Annotated in this window: 12 protein-coding genes; 10 read left to right on the top strand and 2 right to left on the bottom strand. The window is 58.8% G+C overall.

The window, feature by feature from the left end:
• The first annotated feature begins 13 nt into the window (after nucleotides 1-13).
• Nucleotides 14-979: a tripartite tricarboxylate transporter substrate binding protein gene (locus LSG25_RS12580; protein WP_232741269.1), complete on the top strand. Its 966-nt coding sequence runs from the start codon at nucleotides 14-16 to the stop codon at nucleotides 977-979.
• A gap of 80 nt (nucleotides 980-1,059) precedes the next feature.
• Here LSG25_RS12580 and LSG25_RS12575 read toward each other — a convergent pair whose 3' ends face one another.
• A complete protein-coding gene (locus LSG25_RS12575; protein ID WP_232741268.1) occupies nucleotides 1,060-1,734 on the bottom strand; it encodes a Crp/Fnr family transcriptional regulator in 675 nt (224 codons plus the stop codon).
• A gap of 186 nt (nucleotides 1,735-1,920) precedes the next feature.
• Here LSG25_RS12575 and LSG25_RS12570 point away from each other — a divergent pair, with 186 nt between their 5' ends.
• The 8 genes from LSG25_RS12570 (at nucleotide 1,921) to LSG25_RS12535 (ending at nucleotide 11,458) form a co-directional block, all read left to right on the top strand.
• On the top strand, nucleotides 1,921-3,879 hold the full coding sequence (locus LSG25_RS12570) for a long-chain fatty acid--CoA ligase (RefSeq protein WP_232744678.1): 1,959 nt from the start codon (nucleotides 1,921-1,923) through the stop codon (nucleotides 3,877-3,879).
• A 1-nt stretch (nucleotide 3,880) separates the two neighbouring features.
• Nucleotides 3,881-4,678 carry an ABC transporter ATP-binding protein gene (locus LSG25_RS12565; RefSeq protein WP_232741267.1) on the top strand — a complete coding sequence of 266 codons (798 nt, stop codon included), beginning with the start codon at nucleotides 3,881-3,883 and terminating at the stop codon, nucleotides 4,676-4,678.
• A 15-nt stretch (nucleotides 4,679-4,693) separates the two neighbouring features.
• Nucleotides 4,694-5,623: a branched-chain amino acid ABC transporter permease gene (locus tag LSG25_RS12560; RefSeq protein ID WP_232741266.1), complete on the top strand. Its 930-nt coding sequence runs from the start codon at nucleotides 4,694-4,696 to the stop codon at nucleotides 5,621-5,623.
• A 28-nt stretch (nucleotides 5,624-5,651) separates the two neighbouring features.
• Nucleotides 5,652-6,716, top strand: a complete 1,065-nt coding sequence (locus tag LSG25_RS12555) for a branched-chain amino acid ABC transporter permease (RefSeq protein WP_232741265.1) — start codon at nucleotides 5,652-5,654, stop codon at nucleotides 6,714-6,716.
• A 132-nt stretch (nucleotides 6,717-6,848) separates the two neighbouring features.
• Nucleotides 6,849-8,174 carry an ABC transporter substrate-binding protein gene (locus LSG25_RS12550; protein ID WP_370635867.1) on the top strand — a complete coding sequence of 442 codons (1,326 nt, stop codon included), beginning with the start codon at nucleotides 6,849-6,851 and terminating at the stop codon, nucleotides 8,172-8,174.
• 67 nt (nucleotides 8,175-8,241) lie between these two features.
• The gene (locus LSG25_RS12545) at nucleotides 8,242-9,072 is read left to right on the top strand and encodes an ABC transporter ATP-binding protein (RefSeq protein WP_232741263.1); all 831 of its coding nucleotides are present in this window, start codon (nucleotides 8,242-8,244) and stop codon (nucleotides 9,070-9,072) included.
• A gap of 14 nt (nucleotides 9,073-9,086) precedes the next feature.
• Entirely contained in the window at nucleotides 9,087-10,361 is a 1,275-nt protein-coding gene (locus LSG25_RS12540) for a phenylacetate--CoA ligase family protein (RefSeq protein ID WP_232741262.1), read from the top strand.
• An 80-nt stretch (nucleotides 10,362-10,441) separates the two neighbouring features.
• Nucleotides 10,442-11,458: an amino acid ABC transporter substrate-binding protein gene (locus LSG25_RS12535; protein WP_232741261.1), complete on the top strand. Its 1,017-nt coding sequence runs from the start codon at nucleotides 10,442-10,444 to the stop codon at nucleotides 11,456-11,458.
• Nucleotides 11,459-11,783: 325 nt separating this feature from the next.
• On the opposite strand, the gene LSG25_RS12530 is transcribed toward LSG25_RS12535, so the two are convergent.
• Complete coding sequence (locus LSG25_RS12530; protein ID WP_232741260.1) at nucleotides 11,784-12,032, bottom strand: winged helix-turn-helix transcriptional regulator; 249 nt, start codon at nucleotides 12,030-12,032, stop codon at nucleotides 11,784-11,786.
• A gap of 106 nt (nucleotides 12,033-12,138) precedes the next feature.
• Here LSG25_RS12530 and LSG25_RS12525 point away from each other — a divergent pair, with 106 nt between their 5' ends.
• Nucleotides 12,139-13,404, top strand: coding sequence for a diaminopropionate ammonia-lyase (locus LSG25_RS12525; protein WP_232741259.1), 1,266 nt, complete (start codon nucleotides 12,139-12,141; stop codon nucleotides 13,402-13,404).
• Nucleotides 13,405-13,433: the final 29 nt, after the last annotated feature.

The following is a 13,433-nucleotide window of genomic DNA, read 5'->3' as shown; positions in this document are numbered from 1 at the left end:
AAGGAGAATCCGAATGTCCAAATTGTTTAAAGGGCTGCTTGCCGTATCGGCTTTGAGCGTTGCCGGGCTTGCCTCGGCCGCATCGTGGCCCGAACGGCCCGTACAGTGGGTGGTGCCTTATGCCGCGGGCGGTGGATCCGACGTCATAGCCCGGCTGGTCGCCGCCGAGCTCCAGAAAAAACTGGGCCAGAACCTGATTGTCGAAAACAAGCCCGGCGCCGGCACGATCATCGGTGCGACTTTTATCCAGCAGTCCAAGCCTGACGGCTATGTCGTGGGCACGGCGGATTCGGGCACACTGGCGTATAACCCTTCGCTGTACTCCAAGCTGCAATACGATCCGGCCAAATTTACCTATATAGGAGGGTTGGCTCGCTTTCCCCTGATGCTTGCCGTCAACGAGAAATCGCCCTTCAAGACGGTGGACGAGGTGCTGGCCGCCGCCCGCAAAGAACCTGGCAAGCTGACATCGGCTTCGGCGGGCAATGGTTCGCCGCATCACCTGGCTCTTGAAATGTTCAACCAGCTCGCGGGCGTCAAGATCGTCAATGTGCCTTACAAAGGCGCCGCGCCGGCCATGCAGGATTTGCTCGGCGGGCAGGTAGACATGGCTTTTGTCGATTCGGCGTCGGCCTATGCCAATATCAAGGCCGGGAAAATCCGTGTCCTGGCCGCGGCTACCCCGGAACGCGTCGCGATTTTCCCCAATGTGCCGACCATGGCTGAAGCCGGGGTGAAGAACTTTACGGCGTATGCCTGGCAGGGCTTGGTGGGCCCCGCGAATCTGCCTGCCGATGTTGTCAGCAAGCTCAGTGCCGATCTTGAAGCCACGCTCAAGACCAAAGTGGTCGACGATAAGATCCGTGCAATGGGCGTTGAACCCATGCCGATGTCACCCGCCGAATTCAAGGGGTACGCCAACAAGGAACAGGCCGAGTGGGCCAAGGTGATTAAAACCGCAGGCATAAAGCTGGACTGACAAGCCGCTTGAAAACAGGGGCGGGCGCAAGGGCCGCCCCTACGGCTTATTTCACACAGGCCGCCCTGTCGGCCCGCTACCTAAACGCCGTAATGCTTCAGGCCATCGAGGCTCAGCACATGGACGGCGCCGTACTCGATCTTCAGCAATTGCGCCGCTTCCAGGGCCTGCAGCGCCTGGTTGGTGCGCTGGCGCGAAATCCGGGCCAGGTAGCCGATTTCTTCCTGCGTGATATTCAGGCGCATGCCCTGGCCGGGATAGAGCAAAGGATTGAAGAGTTCCGCCAGGCAGCGTGCGACCCGCGCATCGGGCGCCAACAGGCGATCGTACTCGGCTTTGCCTATGAACTGGGCGACCCGCTCGTTCAACTGATGCAGCAGATATCGATTAAAGGGAATGCTGCTGTCGAGCAGCCATTCGAAGCAGGCGACCGGCAGCCGTGCGATGGCCGATTCGCGCAGCGCAACCACATCGTATTTGCGCGCCTCGTGCTTGAGCAGCGAGCCCTCGCCGATCCAGCCGCCGGCGGGTACGCCGGTTAGAGAGGCGAGCTTGCCGTCGGAGTTGCCCACCGATACCTTGATCAAGCCGCTGAGCACGCCTATCCAGGCATACGCTTTTTCGCCCTTGCGCTCGATCATGGCGCCGGCCGGAAAATGAGTGACGGAAATATCACGCAAGACCCGGTCTTGCTGCTCGCCTGTCAATAGGGAAAACCAGGCTGCCGCACTTAGCATCGAATCTTTCAGTTGCATGAGGATTTACCCTAGGAAATGCGTGAATGTCGTATCCGTGACAATTTTCTGCAGCCCAAGCTTATACCTTTACATCCAACTGAATAAAAAAACATATTGGTTGAACGTCTGGATCTGCTTTTGCCTGAAACTTTAAAGCAGTCCGGAGGCCGACTCAAGGGAGACATCGTGGCGCCAGATTCATCTATGGCCAGGCCTGACGGGAAACCGGGTACTTTTCCGGCTCTGGTCTTGCATCATGCCCGCGTAAGGGGCGCGCGGCCGGCTTTGCGTGAAAAAAACCTGGGCATCTGGCAAACCTTGACCTGGAGCGAACTGGCCGACCAAGTGCGTGAGCTTGCAAACGGCCTGGCTGCCTTGCAGGTCCAGGCCGGCCAGCATGTCGCCATTGTAGGCGAGAACAGGCCGCGCCTGTACCTGGCCATGATGGCGGCGCAGGCGATCGGCGCCATACCCGTGCCCCTGTACCAGGATGCCGTGGCGCAAGAAATGCTGCATGTGCTGCATGACGCCGAAATTCATGTTGCCATCGTCGAAGACCAGGAACAGGTCGACAAAATGCTTGAGGTCTTCGGGCAGTGTCCTGCGCTGCGGCATATTGTCTACGACGATCCGCGCGGCCTGCGCAATTACATCAACAAAGACCTGCTGAGTTTCGATCGCCTGGTCGAGCTGGGTCGCGAGCATGCCGGCCGATATCCGGATTTTTTCGATGCCTCGGTGGCGGCCATCGACCCTCATGCTCCGGCCGCCATGTTTTATACCTCGGGCACCACCGGCAAGGCCAAGGGCGTGGTGCTGACCCACCACGCCCTGATTGACCGCGCCCGCGCCATCCAGGAGATGGAAAACCTGAGCGATCGCGAAGAGGTGCTGGCGTATCTGCCGCCGGCCTGGATAGGCCAGAACATGTTTTCGTATACGCAATTTCTGGTCACGGGGTTTACCGTCAACCATCCCGAGTCGCCCGAGACGGTATCGATCGATATGCACGATGTCGGGCCCACTTATTATTTTGCGCCGCCGCGTGTGCTTGAAGGTCTCCTGACTCACGTCATGATCCGCATGGAAGACGCCAGCCGGCTCAAACGCAAGGTGTTCAATGCATCCATGGCGCTGGCGCGCCGCGTCGGTGTGCGCATACTCGACAAAGACCCCGGCGTCGGTGCCTGGGATCGCTTCAAATACCGCTTGGGCAACTTTTTCGTTTATGGCCCTTTGCGCAACGCCCTGGGTATGAGCCGGGTACGGGTAGCCTATACCGCGGGCGAGGCCATCGGCCCCGATCTCTTTGTTTTCTACCGATCCATAGGCATCAATCTCAAGCAGTTGTATGGCTCCACCGAAACCTCGGTGTTCGTCTGCGTGCAGGCCGATGGGCAGGTCCGGGCCGATACGGTCGGGCCGCCGGTCAAGGGGGTTGAAATCCGCGTGGCCGACAATGGTGAAATCCAGGTCAAAAGCCCCGGCCTGTTCAAGGAGTACTACCGCAATCCCGAGGCGACGGCTGAATCCTACACGGCCGACGGCTGGTACCACACGGGCGATGCCGGATACCTCGATACCGACGGCCAGCTGAAAATCATCGACCGGGCCAAGGATGTCGGCAAGCTGGCCGACGGCAGCTTGTTTGCACCCAAGTACATCGAAAACAAGCTCAAGTTTTTCCAGTTCATCAAAGAGGCCGTGGCCTTCGGCGCCGATAAATCCGAGGTTTGCGCGTTTATCAATATCGATCTCGAAGCCGTTGGTAATTGGGCTGAACGGCGCGGTTTGCCTTATGCCGGCTATACCGATCTGGCTGCCAAGCCGGAAGTCAGCGAACTCATCGGCGATTGCGTCGATCAGGTCAATGCCGACCTGGCCGCCGATCCCAGGCTGTGCGGCTCGCAGGTGGCGCGATTCCTGATCCTGCATAAAGAACTCGATCCCGATGACGATGAGCTGACCCGTACCCGCAAAGTGCGCCGTGGGTTCATTGCCCAAAAATACGCGGTGCTGGTCGAGGCGCTGTTCGCGGGCCGGACCCATCAGTATGTCGAAACCGAGGTGAAGTTCGAAGACGGGCGTACCGGCACGATTTCGGCCGACCTTCCCATCGCAAGCGCCCGGATCCACCCCGGCAATGCCAAAAGGGCCGCGTAACATGACTCAAGCCACTCGCGACCAGAGAATCGGGGCAACAATCCTCGACATGCGCAACATTTCGCTGTCTTTTGGCGGGGTCAAGGCATTGACCGAAATTTCGTTCGACGTCAAAGAACACGAAATCCGCGCCATTATCGGCCCCAACGGCGCCGGTAAAAGCTCCATGCTCAATGTAATAAACGGTGTGTACACGCCGCAGCAGGGTGAAATAAGCCTTGATGGCGTGCGCTTCAAAAAAATGAACTCGCGCCGCGCCGCGGAAATGGGCATCGCCCGCACGTTTCAGAATCTCGCCCTGTTCAAGGGCATGAGCGTGCTGGACAACATCATGACGGGCCGCAACCTACGCATGAAAAGCGGCATTCTGGCGCAGGCCTTTCGCCTGGGCTCGGCCGAGCGCGAAGAAATCGCCCACCGCGAATTTGTCGAGAACATTATCGACTTCCTGGAGATCCAGGCGCATCGGAAAACGCCCGTGGGGCGCCTGCCGTATGGCTTGCAAAAACGGGTCGACCTGGGCCGGGCGCTGGCCATGGAGCCGCGCATGCTTTTGCTTGACGAGCCCATGGCCGGCATGAATATCGAAGAAAAGCAGGACATGAGCCGCTTCATCCTCGATGTCAATGACGAGTTCGGCACCACCATCGTGCTGATCGAACACGATATGGGCGTGGTCATGGATATTTCCGACCGCGTGGTCGTGCTCGACTACGGCAAAAAGATCGGCGATGGCGAGCCCGATGCGGTTCGCACGAATCCGGACGTTATACGCGCCTATCTGGGCGCGGGCCACTGAGCAAGGACGACAGCAATGGGATTTTTCCTGGAAACCGTGTTTGGCGGCCTGATGACGGGCATGCTGTATTCGCTGGTGGCATTGGGTTTCGTGCTGATATTCAAGGCGTCCGGAGTCTTCAATTTTGCGCAAGGCGCCATGGTGCTGGTAGCGGCGCTTTCCATGGCGCGCTTTTCGGAATGGCTGCCCAAATGGTTTGGCTTCCATAGCCTGTTGCTGGCCAATATTCTGGCGTTCGCCATCAGCGCGGTGTTGATGTGGGCGATTGCCGTGGTGATCGAGCGCTGGGTGCTGCGTCATCTGGTCAATCAGGAGGCCACGACCCTGTTGATGGCCACCCTGGGGATCAGCTATTTCATCGACGGCCTGGGCCAGATCGTGTTTGGCAGCACGGTGTATTCCATCAATGTCGGCATGCCCAAAGACCCGCTTTTCATCCTCAATTCGTTTTTCGAAGGCGGTGTGCTGATCAGCCTTGAAGACCTCACCGCGGCGGCCGTGGCCGCCTTGCTGGTGGCCGTGCTGGCCTTCTTCTTCCAGTACACCTCGACCGGGCGGGCGCTGCGCGCGGTCGCCGACGACCATCAGGCGGCGCAGTCCATCGGCATACCGCTCAATCGCATCTGGATCATTGTCTGGACCGTGGCCGGCCTGGTGGCCCTGGTGGCAGGCGTGATCTGGGGCTCCAAGTTCGGCGTGCAGTTCACTCTGTCGACGGCGGCGCTGCGGGCCTTGCCTGTCGTTATCCTGGGCGGGCTTACTTCCGTGCCCGGCGCCATTATCGGCGGCCTGATCATCGGCGTGGGCGAGAAGCTGTCCGAGGTCTATGTGGGGCCGTTCGTAGGAGGGGGCATCGAGATCTGGTTCGCCTATGTGCTGGCACTGGTGTTCCTGCTGTTCCGTCCGCAAGGCTTGTTTGGCGAAAAAATCATCGATCGCGTTTGATGGTTTCACTCATCCCGGGTATTTAATTATGTTTTATCGCGAAAATGGCCAGTTCAAAAGCAGTTATCGGGCCGACCAACAGATTTTTCCCATACGCCAGGACCGGATCTTCATCGCCGGCCTGCTGGTGCTCGCCTTTGTGCTGGTTCCCCTGCTGGCTTCCAGCTACTTCCTGCAGGCTGTGCTTACACCTTTCCTGATCCTTTCCCTGGCCGCCATCGGCCTGAATATCCTGGTGGGCTACTGCGGCCAGATATCCATGGGCTCGGGGGCTTTCATGGCGGTGGGCGCCTACGCGGCCTGGAATTTTGGCGTGCGCACTCCCGCTTTGCCATTGATCGTCCAGATTCTGCTGGGCGGCGTCTTCGCCACGCTGGTGGGCGTGGTGTTTGGCATTCCCAGCTTGCGCATACGCGGGCTCTACCTGGCGGTTACCACGCTGGCCGCCCAGTTTTTCGCGGATTGGGCATTTCTGCGGATTCCGTATCTGACGAATTACTCGTCCTCGGGGAATGTATCGGTTCCGGCCTTGTCGGCGTTCGGCATTCCGATTCAAACGCCTGTCCAAAAATATCTGTTCGTACTGATTTTCGCCGTCGTGTTTGCCTTGCTGGCCAAGAACCTGGTGCGTGGCGCGATCGGCCGCCAATGGATGGCGATCCGCGATATGGATGTGGCTGCTTCAGTGATTGGCATACGCCCCGTTTACGCCAAGCTTACCGCCTTTGCCGTCAGCTCATTCATCATTGGCGTGTCGGGGGCGCTCTGGGCCTACATACATCTGGGCTCCTGGGAGCCGCTGGCTTTCGACCTGAATCGTTCGTTCCAGTTGTTGTTCATGGTGATTATCGGCGGCCTGGGCTCGATTCTGGGCAGTTTTTTCGGTGCGGCCTTTATTGTGCTGGTTCCGATTGCCCTGACCAATGTGCCTGGCTGGTTCGACTTGCCACTGGCCATCGATACCGCCGCGCATATCGAACATATGGTGTTTGGTGCGCTGATTGTATTTTTCCTGATTGCCGAGCCGCACGGCCTGGCCCGGTTATGGAGCATAGGCAAGGAGAAGCTGCGTATCTGGCCGTTCCCTCATTGATTGTCGCATTGACTGTTGCATTGGCTGTATAGGTACAGAAGTTCAGGCATTTGTTTTTAACGCTCGGCTGGCTCATTCGAACCGGACTGAACAACACACGGTGCGTAGAAACACCAAACGGAGGACTTGGAGATGAAACATACTTTCAAATTGGCCACAGCCATGTTTGCGGTGGCAGGCGCCTTGAGCGCCATGGCGGCGCCTGCTGCAGCGGCGGAAGATCAGTTTATTCCCCTGCTGGCTTACCGCACGGGTTCCTTTGCGCCGCTGGGCATCCCCTGGGCCGACGGGAAAATGGATTACCTTAAATTGGTCAACGCCCGGGACGGGGGTGTCAATGGCGTCAAGCTCAGCTATGAAGAGTGCGAAACGGGCTACGCCACCGATAAGGGCGTGGAATGCTATGAGCGGCTGAAAGCCAAGAACGGCGGGGCATCGGGCTTCGATCCGCAGTCCACGGGCATTACGTTTGCCATTACCGACAAAGCCATACTCGATAAAGTATCGGTTGAAACCGTGGGCTATGGCCTGTCGCAGTCCGCCAACGGTGCTGTGTTCCAATGGAATTTCCCGCTGCTCGGAACCTACTGGACGGCGGCCGATACGATGATCCAGGATATCGCCAAGAAAGTGGGCGGCGTCGACAAGCTCAAAGGCAAGAAAATCGCCCTGGTGTTTCACGATTCGCCGTTCGGCAAAGAGCCCATTCCGCTGCTCGAGGCGCGCGCCAAGGCCGATGGTTTCGAATTGCAGCTTTATCCGGTCACCGCGCCCGGCGTCCAGCAAAAATCCACATGGCTGCAGATCCGTCAGAAACGTCCTGACTACGTGCTGTTGTGGAGCGCCGGGATCATGACGCCGACGGCGATCCGCGAGGCGCAGGCTATAGGCTATCCGCGCGACAAAATGTACGCCATATGGTGGGCCGGCTCTGAAAATGACGTGCAGGACCTGGGCGATGTGGCCAAGGGCTACAACGCGGTGACCATTCAAAATAGCGCCGAGCAGGGGAAGGTTCACCAGGACATCAAGAAATACCTCTACGACAAAGGCCAGGGCACCGATACCGACGGCAAGTATTTCGGAACCATCAGCTATACGCGCGGCCTGATGATTTCGATGCTGCAGGTCGAGGCGATCCGCGCCGCCCAGGAAAAGTACGGCAAGGGCAAGCACATGACCCCAGAGCAAGTGCGCTGGGGTTTCGAGCACCTCGATCTGACTCAAGACCGGCTTAACCAGTTGGGCTTCGGCGAGATCATGCGTCCGGTCAAAACCTCGTGCGAAGATCACATGGGTACCGACTGGGCTCGGATCATCCAGTGGGATGGCAAGAAATTCAAGGTCGTATCCGACTGGTACCAGTCCGACAAGAAATTCGTCAATCCGCTGGTAAAAGAGCTTGCCGCCAAGTACGCCAAAGAGAAAAACATCACTCCTCGCACTTGCAAGGACTGATGCCCGGCTGTCCGCCTGCCGCCGCCGTGCGGCAGGCGGATTCAATCGACGGCATGGAATGCTTTTTATGAATGCAAGAGCTGACACTGAAACGCCCAACATTCTGCTTAACGTCAATGGTATCGAGGTTATTTATAACCACGTGATCCTGGTGTTGAAGGGGGTGTCGCTGTGCGTGCCGGAAGGCAAGATCGTGGCGCTGCTGGGCGCCAACGGGGCCGGCAAAACCACGACTTTGCGGGCGGTTTCCAATTTGCTCAAGGCTGAACGCGGCGATGTCACCAAGGGCAGCATCGATTATCGCGGCGAGCGGATCGAACGGCTTTCACCGGCCGACCTGGTCAAGCGCGGCGTCGTGCAGGTCATGGAGGGCCGCCATTGCTTCGGCCATCTGACCATCGAAGAAAATCTGCTGACAGGTGCGTATACACGCGCTATTTCACGCGGCGATTTGAGCGCGGCGCTCGATCGCGTTTATGGGTATTTCCCGCGCCTCAAACAACGGCGCACCAGCCAGGCCGGCTACACCTCGGGCGGCGAACAGCAGATGGCGGCGATTGGGCGTGCACTCATGGCCAACCCCACTATGATTCTGCTCGACGAGCCTTCCATGGGGTTGGCTCCGCAAATCGTGGAAGAAATTTTCGAGATCGTGCGCGATCTGAACGAGCGTGAAGGCGTGAGCTTTCTGCTTGCCGAGCAAAATACCAGTATTGCGCTGCGTTATGCCGATTATGGCTACATCCTGGAAAACGGCCGCGTCATGATGGATGGCGCGGCGCACGACCTGGCCCAAAACGAAGACGTCAAAGAATTCTATCTCGGAGTTTCAAGCGGCGAGCGCAAGAATTTTCGCGATACAAAATTTTACCGGCGCCGCAAGCGTTGGCTTGCCTGATCCCGAGGGATGCCATGATGACGTATTTCGAAGAACGCGAATCCGCGCCCGCTGCCCAGCGCGAGCAACTGCTGCTGGAACGCTTGCCAGCCGCCTTGAAGCGTGCCCGCGTCTATGCGCCGGCGATCGCCGAGCAGTTGCAGGGAATCGATCCCAATGCTATCGGGCGGCGCGCCGATCTCGAGCAGATCCCCGTAATTCGCAAAAGCGAACTGCTGCAGGCGCAACTGGATATGCGCCAGGGCCGAACCGGCGGGCAACTGGACGAGGTCGGCCGTATTTTCGGCGGCTTTTCGTCCATAGGCTGGGGCGACGCCTTGCGTGTATTCGCCTCGCCCGGCCCCATATACGAGCCCGAAGGCACGCGCCCCGACTACTGGCGCTTTGCCCGGGCCTTGTACGCGGCCGGCTTCCGGTCGCGGCAACTGGTGCATAACTGCTTTTCCTATCATTTCACGCCTGCCGGCTCGATGATGGAAACAGCGGCCCATGCGCTGGGCTGCACCGTTTTCCCCGGAGGCATAGGCCAGACCGAGCAGCAGGTCCGCGCCATTGCGGACCTGGCTCCCGCCGGTTACACGGGCACGCCCAGCTTCCTGAAGATCATTCTTGAAAAGGCCGACGAGCTGGGGGTGGCCTTGCCTTCGATCCGGCGCGCGCTGTTTTCCGGCGAGGCGTTTCCACCCTCTTTGCAGCGGTGGTTTGCCGAGCGCGGGATTGACGGTTACCAGGCATACGGTAGCGCCGATCTGGGTATGATGGCCTACGAAACCTCGGCTCGCGAAGGCCTGGTGGTCAATGAAGATATCATTCTGGAGATCGTGCAGCCGGGCACGAATCGGCCCCTGCCCATAGGCGAGGTAGGCGAAATCGTGGTCACCACGCTCAACCCCGATTACCCGCTGGTGCGATTCGGCACCGGCGACCTGTCGGCCGTGATGCCCGGTATTTCGCCTTGCGGGCGCACGAATATGCGCATCAAGGGGTGGATGGGCCGTGCCGATCAGACTACCAAGGTGCGGGGCATGTTCGTGCATCCGGGGCAAATAGCCGAGGTCGTCCGGCGCCACCCTGAAATCGGCAAGGCGCGGCTGGTGGTCAGCGGCAAGTTTGGCGCCGACCTGATGACTTTAAGCGTTGAAACCACCCATCCCGGCCCCGATCTGCAGGCCAGGATCACCGCGTCGGTGCGTGATGTAACCAAGCTGCGCGCCGAGCTGGAATTCGTGGAAACCGGCACTCTGCCCAACGATGGGAAGGTCATAGACGACCTGCGGGATTATGAATAAGTTTATCTGTTTTTCGGTGGTCCGATTGCGGTAAGATGCCTGCTGGAGTCGTTATCTCGGGTTTCTTACAGGGGAATTTTATGCGCTACGTTAAATACGCGGCTGGTGCGCTGGTCTTGTTTTCGGGGCTGCAATGGGCTCATGCCGATACGCTCGATGTAGTCAAGAAGCGCGGCTATGTCGAATGCGGGGTTACCACCGGTTTTGCGGGATTTTCGGCGCCCGATGCCAAGGGCAACTGGAAGGGGCTCGATATCGACGTCTGTCGCGCCGTGGCGGCGGCAACCTTGGGTGATGCCAGCAAATTCAAGGCCGTTCCCCTGAATTCACAGCAACGGTTTACGGCATTGCAATCGGGCGAAATCGATCTTCTGGCTCGCAATACGACTGTTACGCAACAGCGCGATACGGCCCTGGGCGCCATTCATGCCGGTATCAATTATTACGACGGGCAGGGCTTTCTGGTGCCGAAGTCGTTGAAGGTAAAAAGCGCCAAGGAGCTCGACGGCGCGACGGTCTGCATGCAAACCGGCACATCCAACGAAAACACCATGGCCGATTGGGCCCGCGCCAACAAGATCAGCTACAAGCCAGTGGTGATCGAGCAGTTCAACGAGGTGGTCAACGCCTTTGCCTCCGGCCGTTGCGATGTGTTCACGACCGATGCTTCGGGCCTGGCTTCGATTCGGATTTCCAAGCTGCAAAATCCTGACAATTATGTGGTTTTGCCGGAAATCATTTCCAAAGAGCCCTTGGGGCCCTTTGTGCGGCAGGGCGACGATGCGTGGCTGAACATCGTCAAATGGTCGCTTTATGCGATGATCGGCGCCGAAGAGTTGGGAGTTACGTCGAAGAATGTCGACGAGGAGCTCAAAAGCAATAATCCCAATGTTCAACGCTTGCTGGGGGTTACTCCAGGGGCCGGCAAAAACATGGGGCTTGACGAAAAGTGGGCTTACAACATCGTCAAGCAAGTGGGTAATTATGGCGAAAGCTTCGAGCGCAATGTGGGCATGGACAGCCCTCTGAAAATTCCGCGCGGCCTGAATGCGCAATGGAATAAAGGCGGGCTGATGTACGCCTTGCCGGTGCGCTGATATCGCCGATATACCGGTTTTGCCCGTTGCGCCCTTGGGTTATCCGACCCAGGGCGCTTTTTTTATGGGATGTTATGAGTTGGCGGGCTGCTGCTGCGTAGATCGTCGATGCCGTCATTTTCGTTCTTAAGACGCGGGGGTGGCGGCCCAGGCAGGGTGGAGCTCGCATCGTCCGGTCCTGGCGTTGCCAGGACTGCCCGCGGCCGGCGCCTGGATCGGGCGGTCGCGGAACTCGCGTCGTCCACAGCCCCCCGGGCGGTGGACACCCTTGACGCTCAAACAGCCGCTCCCTTGCATCCCGATCCAGGCGCCGGCCGCGGCGGACTCAAGCTCGCTCACCCTGCCTGGGCCGCCACCCCCGCTCGTGTGAGGTTTTTGGTGGGGTCGCATGCGCCGGCCCCGACAGCACCGCAGCTAGCTTGCGTATCACGCCCTCTTGCTGGAGGCGTCGCAGGCGGCGATTCACTGCGGCAGTCGACAAGTGAACTTGCTCGCCTAGCCCGCTTTGCGAAATCCTGCCGTCCTGCTGCACCAGTTCAAGGATTTTCAGATCCACTTCGTCCAATGATGTCATTTTTGATTTTTATGAAAAATTTTTGCGTTTTTGATGGCTAAATACGTAAGTATTACCTTGGCTAATTGAATAATATATCGTCATCCCTTATTTGTGGATGATATAGATGAAGCTATTGATGAATACGGCGCTTGCGGATGAACAAACCCGAGCATATGCCACAGGGCTCCCCAACCTGGACTCGGCTGACGTGCATGCCACGCTGCGGGCCGTCTTCGATTACACGCCCAGCCCATTGCGTGATCTTCCTACCCTGGCCAAGGATCTTGATATCGGCCGCCTATGGCTCAAAGACGAAGGCCGGCGTTTGGGGCTGCGCAGTTTCAAGGCATTGGGAGGGGCGTACACGGTCCTGCGCCTGGTCATGGAAGAGGCCACCAGATTGGACGGCAAGGCTATGACGACGGATGAACTTCCCCGTTCCGCGAGCGGGTCCCTGGCAATCGAACCCCGCGATGGCCGGCCTGCGCGGGACGCCCGTGCGCAACGCTTTTACCGTGCCGCCGCGACCATGACTTTTGTTTGCGCGACCGACGGCAATCATGGCCAGTCCGTGGCCGCTGGGGCACGCCTCGCTGGAGCGCGTGCCGTAATCCTGGTTCATGGAGGGGTGACGCAGGCACGGCGCAATGCTATCGCAAGATTCGGCGCCCAAATCGTGGAAGTAAAGGGAACCTATGACGATGCCGTGGCGGAGTCGATGCGCTTGGCGCAATCGAGTGGCTGGACCTTGCTCTCGGATACGACATGGCCCGGCTACGAAGACATCCCCAGATGGGTGATGCAAGGCTACACGCTCATTTCCCGCGAGCTTGCCGAACAGCTCGACACTGTGCCTACGCACGTTTTCTTGCAAGCGGGCGTAGGCGGATTCGCCGCGGCGCTCGCAAGATCCATGGCGCTGCAGTGGGCGGCGCATCCGCCCAAATTTATTGTTGTGGAGCCGTCCCGCGCCGCCTGCCTTTTTGAAAGCGCTAAGGCCGATCACCCCGTGCGGGTGGATGCGGGCGAGCCTACGCTGATGTCTATGCTGGAATGCTACGAACCATCGCTCGTGGCTTGGCGGGTCTTGCGTCAGTACGCGGCCGCGTATATGACCATCGAAGAAGAAGATGCCATCCAGGCCATGCGTGCCCTGGCAATGGCGAAGAAAGACGAAGAAGTCGTTCTCGCCGGAGAAAGTGGCGCAGCCGGCTTGGCTGGTCTGCTGGCTTTGGCTGGTGACCGCAAAGGGCGCGGGCAGTTGGGGTTGGATCAGGATTCACGCGTTCTTCTGGTGAACACCGAAAGCGCTACCGACGAAGCGCGATTCCACAGCCTGATGGGGTTTACCGCCTCTGAAGTGAGCCAGCGCGCCGGCGTCTTGGCTTGATGGTTCTTTTTTCAATCGATTAAAAGGAA

It is taken from the genome of Paralcaligenes sp. KSB-10, assembly GCF_021266465.1.
GTDB lineage: Bacteria > Pseudomonadota > Gammaproteobacteria > Burkholderiales > Burkholderiaceae_B.
Note: the sequence above shows the minus strand (reverse complement) of the source record. Positions and strands in the feature narration are given on the sequence as shown.

What these genes read in the sequence shown, in the direction of transcription:
- LSG25_RS12530 (WP_232741260.1), bottom strand. Translation starts at nt 12,032, where the DNA reads ATGACATCATTGGACGAAGTGGATCTGAAAATCCTTGAACTGGTGCAG.
- LSG25_RS12535 (WP_232741261.1), top strand. Translation starts at nt 10,442, where the DNA reads ATGCGCTACGTTAAATACGCGGCTGGTGCGCTGGTCTTGTTTTCGGGG.
- LSG25_RS12560 (WP_232741266.1), top strand. Translation starts at nt 4,694, where the DNA reads ATGGGATTTTTCCTGGAAACCGTGTTTGGCGGCCTGATGACGGGCATG.
- LSG25_RS12565 (WP_232741267.1), top strand. Translation starts at nt 3,881, where the DNA reads ATGACTCAAGCCACTCGCGACCAGAGAATCGGGGCAACAATCCTCGAC.
- LSG25_RS12545 (WP_232741263.1), top strand. Translation starts at nt 8,242, where the DNA reads ATGAATGCAAGAGCTGACACTGAAACGCCCAACATTCTGCTTAACGTC.
- LSG25_RS12575 (WP_232741268.1), bottom strand. Translation starts at nt 1,734, where the DNA reads ATGCAACTGAAAGATTCGATGCTAAGTGCGGCAGCCTGGTTTTCCCTA.
- LSG25_RS12555 (WP_232741265.1), top strand. Translation starts at nt 5,652, where the DNA reads ATGTTTTATCGCGAAAATGGCCAGTTCAAAAGCAGTTATCGGGCCGAC.
- LSG25_RS12580 (WP_232741269.1), top strand. Translation starts at nt 14, where the DNA reads ATGTCCAAATTGTTTAAAGGGCTGCTTGCCGTATCGGCTTTGAGCGTT.
- LSG25_RS12525 (WP_232741259.1), top strand. Translation starts at nt 12,139, where the DNA reads ATGAAGCTATTGATGAATACGGCGCTTGCGGATGAACAAACCCGAGCA.
- LSG25_RS12540 (WP_232741262.1), top strand. Translation starts at nt 9,087, where the DNA reads ATGATGACGTATTTCGAAGAACGCGAATCCGCGCCCGCTGCCCAGCGC.
- LSG25_RS12570 (WP_232744678.1), top strand. Translation starts at nt 1,921, where the DNA reads ATGGCCAGGCCTGACGGGAAACCGGGTACTTTTCCGGCTCTGGTCTTG.
- LSG25_RS12550 (WP_370635867.1), top strand. Translation starts at nt 6,849, where the DNA reads ATGAAACATACTTTCAAATTGGCCACAGCCATGTTTGCGGTGGCAGGC.